This is a genomic window from Mycetocola sp. JXN-3, assembly GCF_014522285.1.
Classification (GTDB): Bacteria; Actinomycetota; Actinomycetes; order Actinomycetales; family Microbacteriaceae; genus Mycetocola; species Mycetocola saprophilus.
Window position 1 is genome coordinate 109,284 of sequence record NZ_CP041635.1, and the last position, 20,452, is coordinate 129,735.

Here is a 20,452-nt window from a genome sequence, read left to right on the forward strand (position 1 = left end):
TAACCCGGGGCCACCGCGCGTTAGCTTGGGCGCAGGTATACGCTCGAAACCGTGGGCCGCTCGGTCCCGGGAAGGAAATTAGGACATGCAGGAAATTACCGTCACCGAACTGGCCGCGCTGAACCCCGGAGTCGCCCTGATCGACGTGCGCGAGCCCGAGGAGCACGCCGGTGGCGTGGCCCCCGAGGCGACCCTGCTGCCGATGAGCACCTTCATGGAGCGCGAGGGTGAACTCCCCGAGGCCGAAACCCTGTATCTGATCTGTGCCGGTGGTGTGCGCAGCGCCCGCGTCGGCGCCTACCTCGAGCAGAAGGGGCTGAACGTGGTCAACGTCGAGGGTGGGATGAACGCCTGGGCTCAGGCCGGGCTGCCGATCGTGGCTCCGGGGTCCTAGGGCGCACGCCTAAGCGGGCGTCCGGCCAGGGTTTCCAGCCACGGTCTGACAGGGCGTTGTTGGGCGGGATATGCCGAGGTAGACCTGAAGCAGGCGTCAGTTGGCGGTCATCCCGACCCCACGCGCCCGCTCAGAAAAGGACCCAGCCCATGCGAATCGGAAATCTTGATGGCCGACTGGTCATCGTCCAGGACAACCGAGCCATCGATGTCGAGACCGTAAGCGCCGGACGTTTCTCGGCCCGTATCGACAGGATCTACCCGCGCTGGGGTGAGTTTCACACCTGGGCGTCGACCCGTGACCTGTCCGCATCCGGTGTCCACTTTGATCCCGCTGACCTCGGGGCACCGGTGTCTACACCACGGCAGATCATCGCCCTGGGCCTGAACTATCGCGAGCACGCGGCGGAGACCGGCTTCGGGCTTCCCGAGGGTCTGCCGCCCGTGTTTACTAAGTTTGCCAGCGCCATAACGGGGCCCGAGAGCACGGTGGTGTTGCCCGTCGGGAATGTCGACTGGGAGGTGGAACTCGCGGTGGTCATCTCTCGTGCGGCACACCACATCGGTGCGGAAGAGGCGTGGTCACACGTGGCCGGGCTGACCGTCGCTCAGGACCTGTCCGAACGGATCTTGCAGATGTCCGGGCCGTCACCCCAGTTCAGCCTGGGGAAGTCCTATCCGGGGTTTTTGCCGATGGGTCCGACCCTGGTGACCCCCGACGAGCTCCCCCATCCGGACGCTCTCCGGCTGCAGTCGGCGGTGAATGGTGAGGTGGTTCAGGACGGAAACACCCGTGATCTGATCGTGCCGGTAGCCGAGTCCATCGCGCGGCTTTCCGACGTTATTGCGCTCTACCCCGGCGACGTGATCCTGACCGGCACCCCGGCCGGAGTCGGGATGGGGCGCAGCCCCCAACGCTATTTGACCGTGGGGGATGAACTGGTCAGCACGATCGAGGGACTCGGCACCATCCGGCAGCGCTTTATCGCCGATCCTGCCCTCTAAGCGCCTTCATCTGCCGTGAAACGCGCGCAAAAACGCCCCCGTGATTCAACGATCGCGGGGGCGTTTGCGTGCGTGGCTACGGCAGGGTGTGACCGGCCGCGGTGAACAGGCGGTACCACTCCTCGCGGGTCAGCGGGAGGTCGGAGCCGGCGGCGGCCTCGGCCACGCGGCCCGGGTTGGTGGTGCCCAGAACCACCTGGATGTTCGCCGGGTGACGGGTGATCCAGGCGGTGGCGATTGCGGTCGGGGTCACGCCGTACTTGGCGGCCAGCTCGTCCAGGACATCGTTCAGCGGGCCGAAGGCCTCGCGGTCACCCAGGAAGACGCCGTCGAAGAACACCTTCTGGAACGGCGACCAGGCCTGCAGGGTGATGTCGTTCAGGCGGGCGTAGTCGAGCAGGCCGTTGTCGCGGCTGATCGACTGGTCCAGGCCCGCCATGTTGGCGGCAATGCCCGAGGCGATCAGCGGGGCGTGGGTGATGCTCAGCTGCACCTGGTTGACGATCAGCGGCTGCTCCACGTACTTCTTCAGCAGCTCGATCTGCCCCGGAGTGTGGTTGGACACACCGAAGTTCCGGACCAGGCCCTGCTCATGCAGCTCGGCGAAGGCCGAGGCCACCTCCTCGGGCTCGACCAGGGTGTCGGGGCGGTGCAGCAGGAAGACGTCGAGGTAGTCGGTCTTCAGCGCAACCAGCGCCTCACGGGCGGTGGTGAGGATGTGCTCGCGGGAGAAGTCGAAGTAGCCCGGGCGGATGCCCACCTTGGACTGGATGATGACGTTTTCGCGCTCGGCGGCGGTGAAGGTCACCGCGTTACCAAAACGCTCCTCACACGCGTGGCGGGCGCCACCGTAGATGTCGGCGTGGTCAAACACGTTGACGCCGGCGTCAATCGCGGAACCCACCAGCGTGCGGATGTCCTGGTCGCTCAGCTCGGCGATGCGCATGAGCCCAAGAATGATGTTGGAAGCCTGGAGGTTGCTCTGGGGAAGGGGGAGAATCTTCATCCCCCTATTCAAGCGCATCTCGGGCGCGTCGCACAGCACACGCCGAGGCTTTTTCCGGGGAAATTTTCCCGCGGTTAACGCGGAACGCCACGGACACGATGAACCCATTCTTCGTGTCCGTGGCAATTCTTCGGAGTTAGCTCACCGGGGTGAGCAGCGGTTTATCCACCACCGCTGGGGCATCGATACGTTCGGCCTCGGTGCGTGCAGGCTGAGTGTTCAGGTCCAGGTCCGCCTCGAGTCCGGCAAGACCCTGCCGGACAAACCCGAGGTGGAGCAGACTGATCCGGAAGCGCAGCACGGCCAAACCGACCGTGCAGGCCTTCCAGAATCGACGCCGACGTGTCATCGGCGACCTAGTCGTTGACAACAACGATCTCGGTGAGGGGCTTGCGCTCGCGCGGAGCCACCTCACGGGACTGCAGGAACTCGTCCTCGAGGATCTCCGGGGCGGCGAGCTCTCCAATGGCGGAAACGGTGAAGGGAACCTGGCCCTCCTCCAGGCCGAACGACGACACCAGGGCTGCCGGGTCGAAGCCCGCCATCTGGTGCACAAACAGACCGTCTTCGTGAGCCTGAACGCTCAGGTGGGCAACTGCCTGACCGAGGTCGTAGATGGCCCAGGGCTGCTCGCCACCCTCTTCGTTCTTGGTGTTCGCCACGGCGACCAGCAGGACGCTGGCGCGGTGAGCCCAGGCCTGGTTGAAGCCGACCAGTGCGTCGACAACCTTCTGGAAGGACTCGGTGCCGCGACGGGCGACGATGAAGCGCCAGGGCTGGCTGTTGTTGGCGCTCGGCGACCAGCGGGCGGCCTCGAGGGCCGAGGTGAGCTTGGTCTCATCGATCGTGGTGTCGGCGATGTAGGCGCGCGGGCTCCAACGCTGTGCCAGCACGCTGTTGATCGGAGCGGAGGTTTCGGCGTGACGTGAGGTGTCGGTGATGGTCATGGGAGGTCCTTTCGGGCGTCTGAGCTGCCGCATGCGGGAATGGAACCCGCGGAACGATGGTTATTATGTGCGACGTGCGGCGCGATTCCGCGGGGCACGTGTAGCTGTAACCGCACATCCCCGGACCGATATTCCCCGGATGACGAAAAAAGTTGCATAAGATTTACGAAGAGTCTCTATCCCCCCTAGAGATTTCGAGATGAGGCCTCCATTCAGGCTTCGAGCCGGAAGGAAAATCATGTCGGCGGAAACCGAAGCTCGCCCCCTGCGGGCCACCGCGCGGCGTTCGGGACGCTGGTGGAAGATCGAAATTCCCGAGCTCGACACCTCGGGTCAATCGCCCACCGTGCGGGACATCCCGGAAATCGCGGCCGAGATCGCCAGCGAGTGTCTGGCCGTGGCACCCGACCGGGTGATCGTGGACACCGCGATCGAGCTCCCCGGCGACGCCGAAGCCCTGTGGGCCGCGGCCGCCGCCCAGGAGGAGGCGGGCCGTGCGGCGCTGACCGAGGCCGCCCGCCTGCGCCGCGAAACGATCCGCGCGCTCGCCGACCAGGGCCTGCGCCAAGCCGACATCGCCCGCCTGCTCCGGCTGACCCCGCAGCGCATCAACCAGCTGATGACCACCGAGGGCAACGGCTGCCCAACCGAGGCCGAGGCGGGAACCTGCCCGACGGAGGGCGAACTGTAGTCTGCGGTGGGACGGGATGTCCTACTTCGTTGGGGCCGTTTGCTCGGATATGAGACGGGCGGAACCGACCACCTGAGTGTGAGTGGCAATCCACCTATTTCGACGGTTTTCGGTGGTTGGTGGCGGGTTGTGTGTTAGTTTGAGGGTAATCGTTCAGCCCGCCCAGCTTCTGCTGGTGTGGGCTGGATCTCTTTAACCTGGCAGCATGAGTCTCGTGTCCACTTCGCCGAAGAAGTTTCTCACCATTGACGAACAGATTGAACTTCTGTGCGGTCGAGGGATGGTGCCGAGCCACGACATAAAACAGTGGCTCCACTCGGTGAACTACTACCGCCTGAGCGGGTACTGGCACACGTATCGGGTACTCGAAAGTGATGGTTCCGGTGTTGTGAGGCGAGCCGAGCGGTTTATCGAAGGAACCAGCTTCACAACGATCGAGACCCTGTATGAATTCGACCGAAAGCTGCGCACCCTCGTACACGACGGGATCGAACGAGTCGAGGTCGCACTGCGGAGCCACCTGAGCTACGTTCTGGGCGCATCATCGCCGAATGCGCATACGGATCGCTCATATTTTCGCGACGGCTTTGATCATGAAACGTGGATGAAAAATGCGAGCTCTCGTGTTGACCGCTCGGCTCAAACCCAACCAGGCAGTGAGGGCGAAGAAGAATCACCCGCTGGCCCGATGGCTTGAGCAACTCACGGTTTTGCGCAACATCGGAGCGCACCACGGCCGCATGTGGAACCGGACCCTCATCCCGACGTCGACGGCTGCGCTGCGAACCGTGGAGGACCTGCATGCGCTGCCACGTGGTCAAAGCGAGCAACTATTTGGCGGCTTGACGCTGATGGCCAAGTTGATCGGTACCGCCTCTCCCGGATCCGCCTGGGCCCAAAAGGTACGCAGGGAGATCGAACACGCCTACTCCCAGCTACCCGATCGGTCCGAGCGGGAAATGGGTTTTCCCGAGGGCTGGCGTGCGATGAGGCTGTGGGCGAATGACAAACCGGTCACGGCACCAAGCCGTTGTCCGCAGTGAGACTAGCGCGCGGCGAAGATTGCCGCGATGCGGGCGGGGACCGTGTCGTCCTGGAGGCTGGTGACGTCGCCGAGCGGGCGGGCGTCGGCGATGTCCACCAGGAGGCGGCGCATGATCTTGCCCGAGCGGGTCTTGGGCAGGTCGGGGACCAGGACGATCTCGCGCGGCTTGGCCACCGCGCCGATCTGCGCGCGGATGTGCTCCTGCAGCTCCCGGGTTACCGCGGCCGACTTGGCCGCCCAGGCGGCGGGATCCTCTTCGGCCGGACGATCATGGGACGGGATGATGAACGCGGCAATGGCCTGCCCTGTCACCGGATCGGCGATGCCCACCACCCCGGCCTCGGCCACGTGCGGGTGGGAAACCAGGGCACTCTCGATCTCGATCGTGGACAGGCGGTGCCCGGACACGTTGATCACATCGTCCACGCGGCCCAGGACCCAGATGTCGCCATCCTCATCCCACTTGGCCCCGTCGCCGGAGAAGAAGTAGCCGCGGTCGGCGAAGCGCTCCCAGTAGGCGTCGCGGTAGCGTTCGGGGTTGCCCCAGACGGTGCGGGCCAGCGAGGGGCCGGGACGGTCCACCACCAGGTATCCGCCCGAGCCAAAGGGCACGCGCTCGCCGTGCTCATCCACGATGATCGCGCTGAGTCCGGGCAGCGCGCGGGTCGCCGATCCGGGCTTGAGGGTGCTTACGCCGGGCAGCGGGGCGAGCACCGCGGACCCGGTTTCGGACTGCCACCAGGTGTCGATAATCGGCAGCTCATCCCGGCCGAAGTTGTGGCGGAACCACACCCAGGCCTCGGGGTTGATCGCCTCGCCCACGGTGCCGAGCAGACGCAGGCTGGAGAGGTCGTAGGTGTCCGGCAGACCCTCGGGGAACCAGCTGGCGAGGGTGCGAATCAGCGTGGGCGCGGTGTAGTAGGTCGTGACGCCGTAGCGCTCGATGATCTCCAGGTGCCGCGCGGGATGCGGGGTGTTCGGGGTGCCCTCGTAGATGACCTGGCTCAGCCCATTGGAGAGCGGGCCGTAGATCTCGTACGTGTGTGCGGTGACCCAGGCGAGGTCGGCGGTGCACCAGTGCACGTCGCTGTCCTTCGCATCAAACACCGCCCAGTGGGTGAAGGACGCCTGGGTCAGGTACCCGCCCGAGGTGTGGACCAGGCCCTTGGGCTTGCCGGTGGTGCCCGAGGTATAGATGATGAACAGCGGGTTCTCGGCGTCGAAGAACTCGGGCTCGTGGGTGTCGGCGGCCCGGTCCACGCTCTCGTGCCACCAGACATCGCGGCCCTCGGTCCAGTCGATGTCCGAACCGGTGCGGCGGACCACGAGGACGTGCTCGATGCTGTCCACGCCCTCGACCGCGGCATCCGCGTTGGCCTTGACCGGGACCGCGGTGCCGCGACGGTACTGCCCATCGGTGGTGATCAGCAGCTTGGCCCGGGTGTCCTCGACCCGGAAGCGCAGCGCCTCGGCACTGAAGCCGCCAAACACCAGCGAGTGGATCGCGCCGATGCGCGCCACGGCCAGGGTCGCGATGATGGTTTCCGGGATGACCGGCAGATAGATGACCACGCGGTCGCCCCGTCCGATACCCAGGTCGGTTAGCGCGTTGGCCGCGCGGGAAACCTCGCGCTGTAGCTCGGCATAGCTGATCGCGCGGCGATCTCCGGGTTCACCCTCAAAGTACAGTGCGATCTTCTCGCCGCGGCCGGCGGCCACATGGCGGTCCACACAGTTCACCGCGACGTTCAGCGTGCCCCCGGCAAACCAGGTGGTCTCCGGCACCGAGAGGGTCCCGTCCTCCTGCACGGTTGCGGGCTTCCAGGTGTGCACGGTGTCCCAGGGCCGTGCCCAGTCCAGGCGCGCCGCCTGCTCGGCCCAGAACGCATCGGGATCGGCATCTGCCCGCTCGAACCAGCTCGCGTCCACATTCGCCGAGGCGGCGAGGTGTGCGGGGGCCGGGAAGGCGCGGGTCTCGGCCAGCAGGGCCGCCAGCGCGGGTTCGGTGGCCGACAGTACCGGACCGGCGGGAGCGCTCACGGGCTCGGTGCCCGCAGCCAGGGCGGGCTCGAGGGAGGACAGAACGGCGGGGACCGTGGGCAAGGAGGACATGTCTTTAGGGTAGGCACCGCGCCGGATGTGTGCGGATCTGCGCGTAACCGGCCGTAATGCGGGTGGGCGTACGGAATGTGTAAGGATGCGGGACAGGAGCCGCCTCCCCGGCTTAGACTCGGCGGTATGAGTACACAACCGGTCACCATTGCCGTGAGCGGCGCGGGCGGAAACATCGGCTACGCGCTTCTCTTCCGTCTCGCCGCGGGCGATCTGCTCGGCCCGGATACCCCGGTCCGACTGCGCCTGCTGGAGATCCCCGCCGGCGAAGCCGCCGCCGCGGGGACGAAGCTGGAACTGATCGACGGGGCCTTCCCGCTGCTGGATCGGGTCAGCGTTCACACCGATGCCGCCGAGGCGTTCGCCGACGCCAACATCGTGTTCCTGGTGGGCGCGCGTCCGCGCACCGCCGGCATGGAACGCGCCGACCTGCTGGAGGCCAACGCGGGTATCTTCGGTCCGCAGGGTCGGGCGATTAACGATCACGCCGCCGCGGACGTGCGGGTCATCGTGGTGGGCAACCCGGCCAACACCAACGCGCTGATCGCCCAGCGCAACGCCCCCGATCTGCCCGCCGAACGCTTCACCGCGCTTACCCGGCTGGACCACAACCGGGCGGTGGGGATCCTCGCCGCCGAGGCCGGCGTCCCGGTCACCGAGGTCACCGGGATCACCGTCTGGGGAAACCACTCGCCCACCCAGTATCCCGACCTCAGCCAGGCCAGTATCGGCGAGGTGGCCGCGCTCGCCGCGGTGGATGTGGACTGGGCGCGCGGCGCGTATATCGACCGGGTGGCCAAGCGTGGGGCCGAAATCATCGCCGCGCGTGGCTCTTCCTCGGCCGCCTCCGCGGCATCCGCGGCGATCGATCACATGCGGGACTGGGTGCTCGGCACCCCCGGGGATGCCTGGACCAGCGTGGCCCTGGTGTCCGACGGATCCTATGGGGTCCCGGCCGGGTTGATCTCCTCATTCCCGGCCCAGTCCATCGAGGGACGCTGGGCGATCGTCCCGGACATCGACATCGATGAGTTCTCGCGGGCCAAGATTGACGCCTCGGTGGCCGAGCTGATCGCCGAGCGCGATGCGGTGGCGGCGCTCGGGCTGCTGCCGGAATAGGCCGTCCCGATCCGGCGCGCGCCGAGAAAGACGGCCACGCGGATCGCTTCCGGAGCCTGCCACCAAAGTTCCCCGGGGACACCAAAAACGCGTCCGCGCGGATCGCGACCGGGGCTGCCCGGGACATCGAAAACACGGCGGCGGCCGGGAGGGTTTCCTCCCGGCCGCCGCCGCGTGTGTGCAGGGTGTGGCTAGGCTGCGTCCGCCTGCGAGCGACGACGACGCACCAGACCGAGTGCCGCGGCACCGATCAGCAGCAGGATGCCGCCGGCAACGCCGAGGCCCAGCACGCCATCGGCACCGGTGGAGGCCAGGGCCGCCGGGGTACCGGCGGCGACCGGGTGGGCCGCGGTGACGGCCACGGCGATCACGGCCACCGACTTCGAGGTCTGGCCCTGGAAGACGATGTGGTGCTCACCCGCGGGCAGCTTGGAGAGGTCGGCCCCGGCGACCACGACGGCGCCGTCCACAACCGGGAAGCTACCGAGCAGGGTCGGGGTCGAGTACGCGTAGACATCCACAAACGCGTCGTTTGCGCTCCACGGCAGGGTTGCGGTGAAGGGCGCGGCCGGGTTGAGCTTGGTCAGGTCGACGCCCGGGGCTGCCTGCACCGAGGCGGTGGTGGCGGCGACGTTCAGTCCCAGGTCCTTGACCAGGTTCAGCAGCGCGTTGGTGTTGCCCGCCGGGGCCGGTGCCGGAGCGGCCGGGGTCTCGGTGGGGGCGGGCGTCTGGCTCGGCTGGGTGCTGGGCGTGGGAGTCGGGGTCGGCTGCACCGTGGGCTCGACGGTCGGGGTCGGCGTGGGCTCCGGGGTGGGCTCCACGGTCGGCTCGACCGTGGGGGTCGGGGTGGGCTCCGGCGTGGTGACCGGTGCCTCAACCGTGACACCCGGCAGCAGGTCCGCGGCGACGATCGCCCGCGGCTGGGCGAGCGCCAGGGTGGCGTCGGCGGCCACGGTGACGGCCGAGGTGTCGAGCACCAGGATGCCCGCCTTGTCCGATACCGGTGCGGGCGCGGTGCCCACGGTGATGCTGCCGAGAGCAACCGGGCCGCCCTGGGCACCGGTCACCTTGGCGGTGTTGCCGGAGTCGCCGAACTGCACGTTGTAGGCGTTGTCGGTGAAGGCGTTGGCCGCGCCCACGAAGCTCACGTTATCGATGTTGTCGGTGGTGTTCTGCGAGCTCTTGGTATAGAACGCGATGCCGGCCCAGCCGTTGTGCTGTGCCTGGACGTTGCTGATCGTGATGTCACCGGAGATGACCGGGCTGGTCGGGGTGTAGCGGTTGGTGATCGCGATCCCGTTCTTGCCGAACTCGCGCACCCCGATGTCCTCGAGGATCAGCCCGCGGGCACCGTTGGCGTCGATGCCGGTGGCGTTGGGGCGCGCGGCATCCGAGTCGGCACCGGTGATCGAGAGGTGCTTGAGGGCAACATCGCTCACGTTGGTCAGATCGATGGTCTTCGTGGACCCGGCCGAGCGGATCTCGGTGCCGCGGCCGGCGGCACCCTCGATGGTCACCGGCTTGCTGATGCGCAGATCCTCGCGGAACGTGCCCGCGGCCAGCTGGAGCGTGGCTCCGGCCGGGGCGGCGTTCAGCGCCGCCTGGATCGAATCACCCGCGGCCACGGTGATGGTGTCGGAGGGGAGTGCCTGGGCGGTGAGCGGTGCCGCGATCAGCAGCGCCGCGGCACCCAGGGTGGCGGCCGGCGCAAATGCGCGCAGGGGCCGCCGAATAACGGGGGAGGTCATGGTTATCCGTTCGTTGGGGGAAGAGCCCCGGGTATTCCCGTCCCGGCGCTCCTACCCCCAATGAATACTCCCAATACTTCACCGTGTCAATACGCCTCGTAGCATTCGGTGACGGGCGGGTAAACACCGTGTTTCCGCGGCGTAACGGGCCTAGTTCTCGGCCTTACCGATCCGCCAGTATCCCATGAAGGCGACCCGTCGACGATCCACTCCCTGGGTGGTGACCAGGGTGCGACGCAGCTGCTTAATCACGCCCGATTCGCCGGCCAGCCACGCATAGAACTCGCCCGAGTCCTCATCGGTGGGGGTCTCCCAGAGGATGTCGGTGTCGACGTCCACGTCGGCGAGCTTCTGCGCGCGGGGAGCCCGGGCGGCCTCGATCAGCTCGCCGTGTCCGGCGATCCACTCATCCATCGTCCGGATCAGGCCCGCGCCGTGCTCGGCACCCTCGCGTGCGATTAGCGTCACGGTGACGCCCGCCGGATGCTCCAGTTCGAGGGCATCCGCGGCGGTGGGAACCTCGATCAGCGCGTCACCCACCGCGTCGGCGGGAAGGTCGCGCAGGATCCCGGCAATCGCGGGCAGCGCAGTCTCGTCCCCCGCCAGGAGGAAACGGGTGGCATCCCCCGGGTGCCAGTCGATGCCGATGGCGGATTCCAGGCTGCGCGCATCCGGCCCCACCAGGTACACCTCGTCGCCGGGCCGCGCGGTCAGCAGCCACGTTCCGGCCGGGCCCACCTCGGAGCCCTTGGGAACCGAGTGCACCACGAAGTCCACATCGACCTCGCCGAGTGCCGGTCGTACGTCGCGCACGGTGTAGGTGCGGAACGGTGCACGCTCCTCCTCGGGGAGGTCGCGCCAGAACTCCCACCAGGCGTTTCCGTCGAGGTTCGGCAGCGTAAACAGGGGCTGTCCGGGCAGCGGGAAGAGGATCTTGATGCGCTGATCCAGCAGGTCGGTCCCGAAGAATTGCAGCTCCTCGTGCCGGAAGGTGACCCGGGTGAAGTGCGGTGAGAGCTCGGTCACCGCCGAAACTTTGGCGGGCCAGGGGTGGTAGCCGGGGCGATCGGTACGGACCAAAACCTGCGGTTCTCCTAAGCTGAGCATTACCTAACTCTAGGCGAAACTCCGGGGAAACCCAATCCTCCGTTCCGGCCGTTTTATGCCGCGTATCCGCCATTCGGTGGAGGGGGAAAATCCGCCGGGTGAGGGACGACCCGCACGGTATCGCCCGAATAGCCTGGGGTGACAACACGATTGGAGGGCCCATGCTGGAGATACGCGGCATCAATAAATCCTTTGCCACCCGTCAGGTGCTCACAAACATGAGCTTCACCATCGAGCCCGGCCGGATGACCGGTTTTGTGGGCGGCAACGGTGCCGGCAAAACCACCACGATGCGCATCCTGCTCGGCGTGCTGGAGGCCGATAGCGGCGAGGTGCTGCTGGATGGGTCCCCGCTCTCGGAGCAGGATCGCCGCCGAATCGGGTACATGCCCGAGGAGCGCGGGCTCTACCCCAAGATGAAGGTGGCCGAGCAGATCACCTACTTCGCGCGCCTGCACGGTCTCGGTGCCGAGACCGCTAAGCGCAACACCGAGCGCCTGCTCGACCAGCTGGGGCTGGGCGAGCGCGGGGGCGACACCATCGAGAGCCTGTCGCTGGGAAACCAGCAGCGCGCGCAGATCGCCGCCGCGCTGGTGCATGATCCGCTGGCCCTCGTACTGGATGAGCCCTTCTCGGGCCTCGACCCGCTCGCGGTGGACGTCGTACTGGCGGTGCTCAAGGAGCGCGCAAACGCCGGGGTTCCGGTGCTGTTCTCCAGCCACCAGCTCGACATCGTTGAGCGTCTCTGCGATGACATCGTGATCATCTCCGGTGGCCAGGTCCGCGCGGTCGGCTCGGCCCAGAGTCTGCGTGACGCCCACCGCGGTAACCGTTTCAGCCTGGAGGGTGAAGCGGACGGTGGCTGGGTGCGTGAGGTCCCCGGAATCTCGGTCCTGAGCTTTGATGGCGGCCACGTCGAATTCGACGCCGACACAGCCGAGCGCGCGCAGCTGGTGCTGCGCGGTGCCCTCGAACGCGGCCCGGTGCACGCGTTCACCCCCGTTCGTCCCTCGCTCGCCCAGATCTATCGGGAGGTAGTCCAGTGAGTACCACACGCCCAGTAACCCCCGCCGCCCCCTCGGTCCTGTCCACCACCTGGCTGGTCGCCGAGCGGGAGATGACCCAGCGCCTGCGCAGCAAGGCGTTCCTGTTCTCCTCCGCCTCGCTGATCGTGCTGGTGCTGGTCGGGGTGCTGCTCAGCGGGTTTGCCGCGGGCGGCGGGTTCTCCGGGGATGAGAAGACCCGGGTGGCCGCGGCCGGTCCGGTGGCCGCGATCCTGGACACCAAAACCTTCGAGGTGGAAAGCGTTGCCAGCAACGAGGATGCCCGCGCGCTGGTGCGTGAGGGCAAGGTGGATGCGGCGGTGATCGCCGAGCAGCCAACCCAGAAAAACCCCACCGGGGTCACCATCATCGCCCAGGAAAAGGCACCCGATGCGCTGACCAGTGCGCTGACCCTGCGTCCGCAGGTTGAGCTGCTGGGTGGCGATGGCGTGACCGGACCGCTGCGTTTCTTCATGGCGCTGGCGTTCGGGTTGATCTTCATGATGTCGGCAGTGACCTTCGGCAGCGTGATCGCCCAGTCGGTGGTGGAGGAAAAGTCGACCCGGATCGTCGAGATCCTGATGTCCACGATCTCGGTGCGCGTGCTGCTCGCGGGTAAGGTGCTGGGGAACTCGCTGCTGGCCTTTGCTCAGGTAGCGGCGATCGCGGCGGTCGCGATCGTCGGTCTCTCGGCCACCGGTCAGGACGCGCTGCTGGCCGGAGTCGGTGCGCCGATCATCTGGTTTGTGGTGTTCTTCATCTTCGGATTTGTGCTGTTGGCGGCGCTGTTTGCGGGCCTCGCCTCGCTGGTGTCACGCCAGGAGGATGTGGGCTCGGCGATCACCCCGGTGACCATGCTGGTGATGATTCCCTACTTCGGGGTCGCCTTCTTCAACGACAATCCGGTGGTCATGACCGTGCTCAGCTACGTGCCCTTCTCCGCCCCGGTGGGGATGCCCGTGCGCCTGTTCTTCGGTGACGCGCAGTGGTGGGAGCCGCTGGTGGCGCTGGCGATCCTGCTGGTGTCGGTGATCCTGGTGATCCTGCTGGCCGCGCGCATCTACCGCGGATCGCTGCTGCACACCGGTGGCAAGCTCAAGCTCAGCGAGGCGCTGCGCGGCTAGACCCGGGCACAAAAGCGGCGGTGTTCTTTGGAACACCGCCGCTTTTGTCTTCCCGTGGCGAGCCCGGCAAAATTCGTGATTGCATAGAGGGTATGACCTCCCCACTGCACGATGCCTCCGTCCGTCACTTTGCCTCCGACAACTACGCCGGAGCCCACCCCGAGGTGCTTGAGGCGATGGCCACCGCCAACGGTGGACACCAGTCGGCCTACGGTGACGACGTGTATACGGCTCGCCTCGGCGAGGTGATGCGTGGGCACTTTGGCGAGCGGGCGCAGGTGTTCCCGGTGTTCAACGGGACCGGCGCCAACGTGCTCAGCCTGCAGTCGGTGGTGCCGCGGTGGGGTGCCGTGATCACCGCGGCCTCCGCCCACATCAACACCGATGAGTGTGGTGCTCCCGAGCGGGTCGGCGGACTTAAGCTGCTGCCGGTGGCGACCCCGGACGGCAAGCTGACCCCCGAGCTGATCGCCACCGAGGCCTACGGGTTCGGGGACGTACACCGGGCCGAGCCGCATGCGGTGTCGATCACCCAGTCCACCGAGTTCGGGACGCTGTACACGCCCGAGGAAATCGCCGGGATCGCCGAGTATGCCCATTCCCAGGGCCTCGCGCTGCACCTCGACGGCGCCCGGATTGCCAACGCCGCTGCCGCGCTGAACCTGCCGCTGCGCGCGTTCACCACGGACGCCGGGGTCGACGTGGTGTCCTTCGGTGGCACCAAGAACGGCCTGGTCTTCGGGGAGGCCGTGGTGGTTCTGAATCCCGAACGCGCCCAGGGCGTGGACTACCTGCGCAAGATGAACATGCAGCTCGCCTCGAAGCTGCGCTTCGTCTCGGCCCAGCTGATCGCACTGCTTGAGGGCGACCTGTGGCTGCGCGGTGCCGCCCACGCGAACGCGATGGCCGCGCGCCTGCGCGCGGGTCTGGAGGCGAAGATTGCCGCCGGTGAAATCACCGGGCTGTCGTTCGCCCAGGACACCCAGGTCAACGGCATCTTCGCCTCCCTGCCCGCGGCGGCCGCCGAAAAGGTGCGCGAGTCCTTCCGCTTCTACGACTGGGACGCCTCCCTCGAGCAGGTGCGCTGGATGACCGCCTTCGACACCACCGAGGCCGATGTGGACGCGTTCATCGCGGCGATCGCCGAGGCGCTGCCCGCCCGATAGCGGCGACTCAGGTTTCTCAGGATCCCTCCTTCATACAAAATCCCCACCGCGTGTGGGGATTTTGTGGTTTCGGCGGCGGATGTTTTGGCCGGAACGGACCCGCGAATCGTTACGACGTTTAGGCGTCTGTTCGTTCTCCCGTGACCAGGGCGTTGCGGGCGCTGATCAGGCGAGTGTGGGCGTCGGCGAGGGTTTCGCGGGTGGCGTCCTCGGGCTGCTGAACCCAGCCATCAAACGCCGTGCGTAGGGTGAAGGTGGCCAGGTGGACGGCGATCCATGCCTCGTTTTCCCCGCCGGGTAGCGGGTAGCGGGCGGCGATTTCGCGGGCAAACACGTGGTCGTTTTCGTCCTCATAGCGCAGCGAGGCGGCGCGCAGACTCGCATTCTCGAGCATCAGGGTACGGACGCGGATGAGCTGGTTTCGCACGGCCCCGTCGTAGCGTTCGAGCTCAATCAGTACCGCATGTAGGGCCGATTCGATCTGGGGAAGCAGCGGTTTTTCGGGGGTCAGGGTGGCCAGCAGGTCGCGCATGATGGGGCCAAACACCGGCTGTCCATCCACCGCGGCCGCCTCCTTGGATGGGAAGTAGCGGAAGAAGGTGCGCACCGAGATTCCGGCGGCCGCGGCGATATCGGCCACGGTCGTGTGCTCCACGCCCCGAGTCTCAAACAGGGTGAGGGCCGCGTCGCCGATCACGGCGCTGGTTTCTAGCCTGCGGCGCTCGCGCAGGTCGAGGCCGGGGGAGTCCGGGGTGGGGAAGAGTGTGGTCACGATGCTCCTTGCTTGGAATTAGCTTAGCGCAGCGTATTGGCGTCTTGCGTCAACATGGCACAGTGTGACACGGTTAACCCACCAACACCGAAGGACTCCCCATGACCGCAACCCCGCGCGCCCAGATCGCGCAGCCCACCCCACCATCCTCGGCCGCTCGCGCGACCAATCCGCGTCCGATCATCGCGCTGCTGCTCATCGCCGCATTCGTGATGATCCTCAACGAGACGATCATGGGGGTGGCCCTGCCGCACCTCATGCGTGACTTCGCGATCGATGCGGGAACCGCCCAGTGGCTCGCCACCGGCTTCATGCTGACCATGGCCGTGGTGATCCCGACCAGCGGCTTCCTGCTCAACCGCTTCCCGCTGCGCGGACTCGCGATCACCGCTATCGCCGTCTTCACCGCGGGAACCCTGCTTGCAGCCCTGGCCCCGAGTTTCGCGGTGCTGCTGATGGCCCGCGTCCTGCAGGCCGTGGGCACCGCGATCATGACGCCGCTGCTCAGCACCACGATCCTGAACGTGGTGTCGGCCGAAAAGCGCGGCCGCACGATGGGCGGTATCGCCATCGTGATGGCCGCCGCTCCGGCGATTGGCCCCACCGTCTCCGGCCTGATCCTCAACAACCTCAGCTGGCGCTGGATGTTCTGGTTTGTGTTCCCGGTGGCCGCCGCGACCCTGATCGCCGCGATCTTCACAATGCGCAACCTCACCGAGCGTCGCCCGGCGAGCCTCGACATCCTCTCCACCGTGCTCTCGGCGCTGGGTTTCGCGGGCCTGATCTACGGCATCAGCAGCCTGGGCGAGGAGGCGACCGGGCACGCGGGCGTCTCGCCGCTGGTCCCGCTCGGCGTGGGCGTGATCTCGCTCGGACTGTTCATCTGGCGTCAGCTGGTGCTCCAGCGCACCGACTCGGCACTGCTGGATCTGCGCACGTTCACCAACCGCTCGTTCACCATCGCCGTGATTCTGGTGTTCTTTAGCATGCTGGCCCTGTTTGGCGCGTTGATCGTACTGCCGCTCTTTGTGCAGAACGTGCTCGGCCTGACCGCGCTGCAAACCGGACTGATGATGCTGCCCGGCGGGCTGATCATGGGGATCTTCGCCCCGGTTTCCGGTGCCCTCTCCGACCGTTTCGGGCCGCGTTGGATCGTGCTGTTTGGCACCGTCGTGTCGTCGCTCGCGCTCTGGCTGTTCTCGGGGACCGTGGGGGCGGGCACCGAGTCCTGGCACATCGTCCTGCTGCTGATGCTGCTCAATGCCGGGCTCGGCTTCACCCTGACCCCCCTGCTTTCCTCGGCGCTGGGAAGTCTGCGTCCCTCGCTTTACGCCCACGGCAGCGCGACCGTCAACACCCTGCAGCAGGTGGCCGGGGCCACCGGAACGGCCCTGTTCATCACGCTGATGACCAATGAGACCACGCGTCACCTGACCTCGGGCGAGAACCCGCTCCTGGCCGGTGCCGCGGGAGCGCACGCGGCGTTTACCGGGGGCGCGATCCTGTCGCTCCTGGCCATCGTGCTGGCGCTGTTTATTCGCAACCCACACAAGGAGGAAGCACAGTGAAACTAGACGGCAAGGTCGCCATTATTACCGGCGGCGCGGGCGGGATCGGCCGCGGACTGACACGGGTATTTGTGCGCGAGGGCGCACGGGTCCTGTTTGTGGACACCAACCGTGAGGCCGGGCTCGCGCTCGAGGCCGAGCTGGGCGAGCGCGCGGTGTTCCACCATCGAGACCTATCCACCGCGGGCGCGGCCGAGGCCATTCGTGAGGCCGCGCTGATCGCCTTCGGGCGGCTGGACGTGCTGGTGAATAATGCCAACCGCTCGACCCCGGCACCGCTGCTGGACACCACCCCGGAGATCTGGGCGCAGGCGTTCGGGCCGAGTTTCACCCCCACCCAGCGCCTGATGATGGTCTGCCACGATCTGCTCGCGGAATCCGGCGGATCGATCATCAACTTCGCCTCGGGGGCCGGACTCACCGGGAGTCCGACCCAGGGTGCGTATGCGGCGGCGAAGGAGGCGATCCGCGGGGTCTCCCGGGTCGCGGCCAACGAGTGGGGTCCCGAGGGCATCCGGGTTAACGTGGTCTGCCCCTACGCGCTCACCGAGGGCGTGAGGTGGTGGACCGAGAACTATCCCGAGCAGGCGGCCGCGGCCCTGGCGAGCGTGCCGCTGGGACGGATTGGCGATGTTGAGGCCGATATCGCCCCGGCCGTGGTGTTCCTGGCCGGGGATGATTCGCGCTACATCACCGGGCAGACGCTGATGATCGACGGCGGCGGGCTGATGGTCCGCTAGCGCGGGTTCGCGGGTGTCGTCGGGGCGTGGCCCGGCGGCACCCGTTTTTATGTCCGGGCGGCGTCCCCGCCCTGGCGTTTGCGATAGGCGCGCATGTTGACCTGCGCCGCGCAGCCCGGCCCGCAGTACAGACCCGAGCCGTTGCGGGAGTTGTCGCGGAAACCCGAGTGGCAGGTGTGGTTGCTGCAGGTCTTGAAACGGACCCATTCGCGCGGATTGGCGGCAACCGTGGCGACCCGGGCCAGCAGGGTGCCGATGCCACCGGCCATTCCCGTCTGGGTGCCCACGAGTTCCATGCCCGCCGGGGTGAGTCGGGGCATGAGCGGATGCAGGGCGGCGATGCGTTCGATCGCGGCGGTGGCCGATCCGGTATCCGTGTCCTTGGCCGGGTGAAGGTGGGAGGCCAGGATGGTGGTGACCGCGTCGCGGAGTTCGCGCACCGTCCAGACCTCGGCCTCGGAGACCCGGGTGTTTTCGGGGATCAGGCCCGCCCGGAGGAACCAGGCGCCGGTGGACGCGGGATCGGCGAAGCTCTCGGCGGCGTGGGTGCCCGCCCGCGTGCCCACCAGATCGATGATCAGGGTGCCGAGGTCGGTCGCTGGGGTGCTCATGGAACGAGGGTATCAGGTTACTGGCAAACTTTATTTACATGAAACAAATTGACGTTGAAGTTTAATAAGTTATGGTTAAACAGCTTTAGTCAATAACATTCAAACTTCGCGAAAGGGCCTCCGTGTCTGCCGAAACCCCCACCTACCGTGCCGTCGCCGTCGCCGCCGACGGATCCCTGAAACTCGTCCATCGCCCGCTGCGCGATCCCGCCGCCGGGCAGGTCCGCCTGCGCGTGGAGGCCTGTGGGATCTGTCACACCGACGGCCTGGCGGTCCACGAACATCCCGAATCCGAACCCGGATTGGTGCCCGGACACGAGGTGGTCGGCGTGATCGACGCGCTCGGCGAGGGCGTCACCGGCTGGCGGATCGGGGACCGGGTGGGCGTCGGCTTCCTCGGCGGGCACTGCGGTGCCTGCGATCCCTGCCGCCGCGGCGACTTCGTGCACTGCGCCGACCAGCCGCTGACCGGCGTCACCGTGGACGGCGGTTACGCCGAGGTGATGATCGCCCGGGCCAGCGGCCTGGTCGCGATCCCCGAGACCCTCGCCTCCGACGTGGCCGCGCCGCTGCTGTGCGCGGGCATCACCACCTATAACGCGATCCTCAAGGCGGATGTGCTCCCCGGGTCCACCGTGGCGATTCAGGGGATCGGCGGTCTCGGTCACCTCGGCGTGCAGTACGCCCACCACCTGGGGATGCGCACGATTGCGATCGCCCGCGGCACCGAGAAGGCCGACTTCGCCCGCGAGCTGGGTGCCGACCACTATGTGGACGCGCAGGATCCGGCCGCCGCCGTCGCCGAGCTCACCGCGCTCGGCGGGGCCGACCTGGTGGTCGCCACCGCGGCATCCGGGGCCTCCTCCTCGGCGCTGATCGCCGGGATCGCCACCAACGGCACGCTGATGGTTGTCGGGGCCTCCTCGGACCCGGTATCCGTCTCCACCACGGACCTGGTGATGCGCGGCATTCGGGTGCGCGGCTCGCTCACCGGCAGCCCGATCGAAAACGAGGGCAACCTGGCTTTTGCCGCCCGGCACGGGGTGCGTCCGATGATCGAGACCGCCACGCTGGAGGACGCCGCTCCGGCCTATGCGCGGATGTCCTCGGGTGCCGCCCGCTTCCGGATGGTCCTGGTCCCCTAGGTCCTCACATGCGCGGCGTCTCAAGACGCGCGGTGCCGCTAAACACGCGTGGCCCCGGGAATTCCCGGGGCCACGCGTGTTGAAGGGATCGTTTAGGACGGACGACCGGCCGGGGACACCAGCTTGGCCGGGTCAAACTCGGCCACCGGGCGCAGCGCGGTATCGATCGCCGCGAGCACGTCGGCGTCGAGCTTCACGCCGGCGGCGCGGGCGTTATCGGCCACCTGCTCGGGACGCGAGGCACCCACGATGGCCCCGGCGATGTTCTTGTTCTGCAGCACCCAGGCCACGGCCAGCTGGGCCGGGGTCAGCCCCAGATCGGCGGCGATCGGCACGAAGCCGGTCTGCACGGCGGTCAGGATCTCCTCGGTGAGGTAGCTCTTGATCATGTTCGCACCGCCCTTTTCATCGGCGGCGCGGCTCCCCGCGGGAGCGGCGGCACCGGGCAGGTACTTGCCGGTGAGCACACCCTGGGCGACCGGGGACCAGACGATCTGCGAGATCCCCAGCTCCTCGGAGGCGGGCACAACCTCGGCCTCGATGACCCGCCACAGGGCGGAGTACTGCGGCTGGTTGGAGATCAGCGAGAAGCCCAGATCCTTGGCGAGGGCCTGGCCTGCGCGCAGCTGGTCGGCGCTCCACTCCGAGGTGCCGATGTAGAGGGCCTTGCCCTGGCGCACGATATCGGCAAAGGCCTGCATCGTCTCCTCGAGCGGGGTCTCATAGTCGAATCGGTGTGCCTGGTACAGGTCGACATAGTCGGTGCCGAGGCGCGCGAGCGAGCCGTTGATCGACTCCATGATGTGCTTACGGCTAAGGCCCGAGTCGTTGTGACCCTTGGGGCCGGTGGGCCAGTACACCTTGGTCAGAATCTCCAGCGATTCGCGACGCTGACCCTTCAGGGCCTCGCCGAGAACCACCTCGGCGGCGGTGTTGGCGTAGGTGTCGGCGGTGTCGAAGGTCGAGATGCCGGCTTCGAGGGCCGCCTGCACGCTGCGAATCGCGATGTCGTTTTCGACCTGCGAGGCGTGGGTCAGCCAGTTACCAAAAATGATCTCCGAGATCTTGAGACCGCTGTTTCCGAGATATCTGAATTCCATTTCTTGAGCG

20 protein-coding genes are annotated in these 20,452 nt (G+C 67.2%); 11 read left to right on the forward strand and 9 right to left on the reverse strand.

Going from position 1 to position 20,452, the window contains the following annotated elements; all coding sequences use genetic code 11:
* Positions 1–85: 85 nt before the first annotated feature.
* Positions 86–394: a rhodanese-like domain-containing protein gene (locus C7C57_RS00610; protein WP_187977206.1), complete on the forward strand. Its 309-nt coding sequence runs from the start codon at positions 86–88 to the stop codon at positions 392–394.
* Between the two features lie 149 nt (positions 395–543).
* A complete protein-coding gene (locus tag C7C57_RS00615) occupies positions 544–1,398 on the forward strand; it encodes a fumarylacetoacetate hydrolase family protein (RefSeq protein WP_187977207.1) in 855 nt (284 codons plus the stop codon).
* Positions 1,399–1,474: 76 nt separating this feature from the next.
* Here the strand turns inward: C7C57_RS00615 and C7C57_RS00620 are convergent, their stop codons facing one another.
* The 3 genes from C7C57_RS00620 to C7C57_RS00630 all read right to left on the reverse strand — a co-directional run bounded on the left by C7C57_RS00620 (position 1,475) and on the right by C7C57_RS00630 (position 3,351).
* Positions 1,475–2,404 carry an aldo/keto reductase family oxidoreductase gene (locus C7C57_RS00620; RefSeq protein WP_030147733.1) on the reverse strand — a complete coding sequence of 310 codons (930 nt, stop codon included), beginning with the start codon at positions 2,402–2,404 and terminating at the stop codon, positions 1,475–1,477.
* A gap of 136 nt (positions 2,405–2,540) precedes the next feature.
* Complete coding sequence (locus tag C7C57_RS00625; protein WP_156027444.1) at positions 2,541–2,753, reverse strand: hypothetical protein; 213 nt, start codon at positions 2,751–2,753, stop codon at positions 2,541–2,543.
* A 7-nt stretch (positions 2,754–2,760) separates the two neighbouring features.
* Positions 2,761–3,351: a nitroreductase family protein gene (locus C7C57_RS00630; RefSeq protein ID WP_030147734.1), complete on the reverse strand. Its 591-nt coding sequence runs from the start codon at positions 3,349–3,351 to the stop codon at positions 2,761–2,763.
* 238 nt (positions 3,352–3,589) lie between these two features.
* On the opposite strand from C7C57_RS00630, the gene C7C57_RS00635 reads away from it, so the two are divergent.
* The gene (locus C7C57_RS00635; RefSeq protein ID WP_187977208.1) at positions 3,590–4,042 is read left to right on the forward strand and encodes a hypothetical protein; all 453 of its coding nucleotides are present in this window, start codon (positions 3,590–3,592) and stop codon (positions 4,040–4,042) included.
* 205 nt (positions 4,043–4,247) lie between these two features.
* Entirely contained in the window at positions 4,248–4,739 is a 492-nt protein-coding gene (locus tag C7C57_RS15720; protein ID WP_223144772.1) for an Abi family protein, read from the forward strand.
* A gap of 348 nt (positions 4,740–5,087) precedes the next feature.
* On the opposite strand, the gene acs is transcribed toward C7C57_RS15720, so the two are convergent.
* Positions 5,088–7,199: an acetate--CoA ligase gene (gene acs / locus C7C57_RS00645; RefSeq protein ID WP_187977209.1), complete on the reverse strand. Its 2,112-nt coding sequence runs from the start codon at positions 7,197–7,199 to the stop codon at positions 5,088–5,090.
* A 126-nt stretch (positions 7,200–7,325) separates the two neighbouring features.
* On the opposite strand from acs, the gene C7C57_RS00650 reads away from it, so the two are divergent.
* Positions 7,326–8,318 carry a malate dehydrogenase gene (locus C7C57_RS00650; protein WP_187977210.1) on the forward strand — a complete coding sequence of 331 codons (993 nt, stop codon included), beginning with the start codon at positions 7,326–7,328 and terminating at the stop codon, positions 8,316–8,318.
* Between the two features lie 191 nt (positions 8,319–8,509).
* Here the strand turns inward: C7C57_RS00650 and C7C57_RS00655 are convergent, their stop codons facing one another.
* Together C7C57_RS00655 and C7C57_RS00660 are read right to left on the reverse strand one after the other, a co-directional pair.
* Positions 8,510–10,066, reverse strand: coding sequence for a right-handed parallel beta-helix repeat-containing protein (locus tag C7C57_RS00655; RefSeq protein WP_187977211.1), 1,557 nt, complete (start codon positions 10,064–10,066; stop codon positions 8,510–8,512).
* A 150-nt stretch (positions 10,067–10,216) separates the two neighbouring features.
* The gene (locus C7C57_RS00660) at positions 10,217–11,173 is read right to left on the reverse strand and encodes a siderophore-interacting protein (protein ID WP_187977212.1); all 957 of its coding nucleotides are present in this window, start codon (positions 11,171–11,173) and stop codon (positions 10,217–10,219) included.
* Positions 11,174–11,334: 161 nt separating this feature from the next.
* Between C7C57_RS00660 and C7C57_RS00665 the strand changes: the two genes are divergently transcribed.
* From C7C57_RS00665 to C7C57_RS00675, 3 genes are all read left to right on the forward strand, one after another.
* Complete coding sequence (locus tag C7C57_RS00665) at positions 11,335–12,219, forward strand: ABC transporter ATP-binding protein (RefSeq protein ID WP_187977213.1); 885 nt, start codon at positions 11,335–11,337, stop codon at positions 12,217–12,219.
* A complete protein-coding gene (locus tag C7C57_RS00670) occupies positions 12,216–13,340 on the forward strand; it encodes an ABC transporter permease (RefSeq protein ID WP_187977214.1) in 1,125 nt (374 codons plus the stop codon). Before C7C57_RS00665 ends, C7C57_RS00670 begins: the two co-directional genes overlap by 4 nt.
* 92 nt (positions 13,341–13,432) lie before the next feature.
* Complete coding sequence (locus C7C57_RS00675; protein WP_187977215.1) at positions 13,433–14,506, forward strand: low specificity L-threonine aldolase; 1,074 nt, start codon at positions 13,433–13,435, stop codon at positions 14,504–14,506.
* Positions 14,507–14,624: 118 nt separating this feature from the next.
* On the opposite strand, the gene C7C57_RS00680 is transcribed toward C7C57_RS00675, so the two are convergent.
* Positions 14,625–15,278: a TetR family transcriptional regulator gene (locus tag C7C57_RS00680; RefSeq protein WP_187977216.1), complete on the reverse strand. Its 654-nt coding sequence runs from the start codon at positions 15,276–15,278 to the stop codon at positions 14,625–14,627.
* A 101-nt stretch (positions 15,279–15,379) separates the two neighbouring features.
* Here C7C57_RS00680 and C7C57_RS00685 point away from each other — a divergent pair, with 101 nt between their 5' ends.
* Both C7C57_RS00685 and C7C57_RS00690 read left to right on the forward strand, forming a co-directional pair.
* On the forward strand, positions 15,380–16,846 hold the full coding sequence (locus tag C7C57_RS00685) for a DHA2 family efflux MFS transporter permease subunit (protein WP_187977217.1): 1,467 nt from the start codon (positions 15,380–15,382) through the stop codon (positions 16,844–16,846).
* Complete coding sequence (locus C7C57_RS00690; protein ID WP_187977218.1) at positions 16,843–17,586, forward strand: SDR family NAD(P)-dependent oxidoreductase; 744 nt, start codon at positions 16,843–16,845, stop codon at positions 17,584–17,586. Before C7C57_RS00685 ends, C7C57_RS00690 begins: the two co-directional genes overlap by 4 nt.
* 47 nt (positions 17,587–17,633) lie before the next feature.
* Here C7C57_RS00690 and C7C57_RS00695 read toward each other — a convergent pair whose 3' ends face one another.
* On the reverse strand, positions 17,634–18,197 hold the full coding sequence (locus C7C57_RS00695; RefSeq protein ID WP_187977219.1) for an ABATE domain-containing protein: 564 nt from the start codon (positions 18,195–18,197) through the stop codon (positions 17,634–17,636).
* A gap of 122 nt (positions 18,198–18,319) precedes the next feature.
* Between C7C57_RS00695 and C7C57_RS00700 the strand changes: the two genes are divergently transcribed.
* Positions 18,320–19,342 (forward strand): alcohol dehydrogenase catalytic domain-containing protein, encoded by a 1,023-nt coding sequence (locus C7C57_RS00700; RefSeq protein WP_187977220.1) that lies wholly within the window; start codon positions 18,320–18,322, stop codon positions 19,340–19,342.
* A gap of 92 nt (positions 19,343–19,434) precedes the next feature.
* Here the strand turns inward: C7C57_RS00700 and C7C57_RS00705 are convergent, their stop codons facing one another.
* The gene (locus C7C57_RS00705) at positions 19,435–20,442 is read right to left on the reverse strand and encodes an aldo/keto reductase family protein (RefSeq protein WP_187977221.1); all 1,008 of its coding nucleotides are present in this window, start codon (positions 20,440–20,442) and stop codon (positions 19,435–19,437) included.
* Positions 20,443–20,452: the final 10 nt, after the last annotated feature.

What these genes read in the sequence shown, in the direction of transcription:
- C7C57_RS00610 (WP_187977206.1), top strand. Translation starts at nt 86, where the DNA reads ATGCAGGAAATTACCGTCACCGAACTGGCCGCGCTGAACCCCGGAGTC.
- C7C57_RS00615 (WP_187977207.1), top strand. Translation starts at nt 544, where the DNA reads ATGCGAATCGGAAATCTTGATGGCCGACTGGTCATCGTCCAGGACAAC.
- C7C57_RS00620 (WP_030147733.1), bottom strand. Translation starts at nt 2,404, where the DNA reads ATGAAGATTCTCCCCCTTCCCCAGAGCAACCTCCAGGCTTCCAACATC.
- C7C57_RS00625 (WP_156027444.1), bottom strand. Translation starts at nt 2,753, where the DNA reads ATGACACGTCGGCGTCGATTCTGGAAGGCCTGCACGGTCGGTTTGGCC.
- C7C57_RS00630 (WP_030147734.1), bottom strand. Translation starts at nt 3,351, where the DNA reads ATGACCATCACCGACACCTCACGTCACGCCGAAACCTCCGCTCCGATC.
- C7C57_RS00635 (WP_187977208.1), top strand. Translation starts at nt 3,590, where the DNA reads ATGTCGGCGGAAACCGAAGCTCGCCCCCTGCGGGCCACCGCGCGGCGT.
- C7C57_RS15720 (WP_223144772.1), top strand. Translation starts at nt 4,248, where the DNA reads ATGAGTCTCGTGTCCACTTCGCCGAAGAAGTTTCTCACCATTGACGAA.
- acs (WP_187977209.1), bottom strand. Translation starts at nt 7,199, where the DNA reads ATGTCCTCCTTGCCCACGGTCCCCGCCGTTCTGTCCTCCCTCGAGCCC.
- C7C57_RS00650 (WP_187977210.1), top strand. Translation starts at nt 7,326, where the DNA reads ATGAGTACACAACCGGTCACCATTGCCGTGAGCGGCGCGGGCGGAAAC.
- C7C57_RS00655 (WP_187977211.1), bottom strand. Translation starts at nt 10,066, where the DNA reads ATGACCTCCCCCGTTATTCGGCGGCCCCTGCGCGCATTTGCGCCGGCC.
- C7C57_RS00660 (WP_187977212.1), bottom strand. Translation starts at nt 11,173, where the DNA reads ATGCTCAGCTTAGGAGAACCGCAGGTTTTGGTCCGTACCGATCGCCCC.
- C7C57_RS00665 (WP_187977213.1), top strand. Translation starts at nt 11,335, where the DNA reads ATGCTGGAGATACGCGGCATCAATAAATCCTTTGCCACCCGTCAGGTG.
- C7C57_RS00675 (WP_187977215.1), top strand. Translation starts at nt 13,433, where the DNA reads ATGACCTCCCCACTGCACGATGCCTCCGTCCGTCACTTTGCCTCCGAC.
- C7C57_RS00685 (WP_187977217.1), top strand. Translation starts at nt 15,380, where the DNA reads ATGACCGCAACCCCGCGCGCCCAGATCGCGCAGCCCACCCCACCATCC.
- C7C57_RS00695 (WP_187977219.1), bottom strand. Translation starts at nt 18,197, where the DNA reads ATGAGCACCCCAGCGACCGACCTCGGCACCCTGATCATCGATCTGGTG.
- C7C57_RS00705 (WP_187977221.1), bottom strand. Translation starts at nt 20,442, where the DNA reads ATGGAATTCAGATATCTCGGAAACAGCGGTCTCAAGATCTCGGAGATC.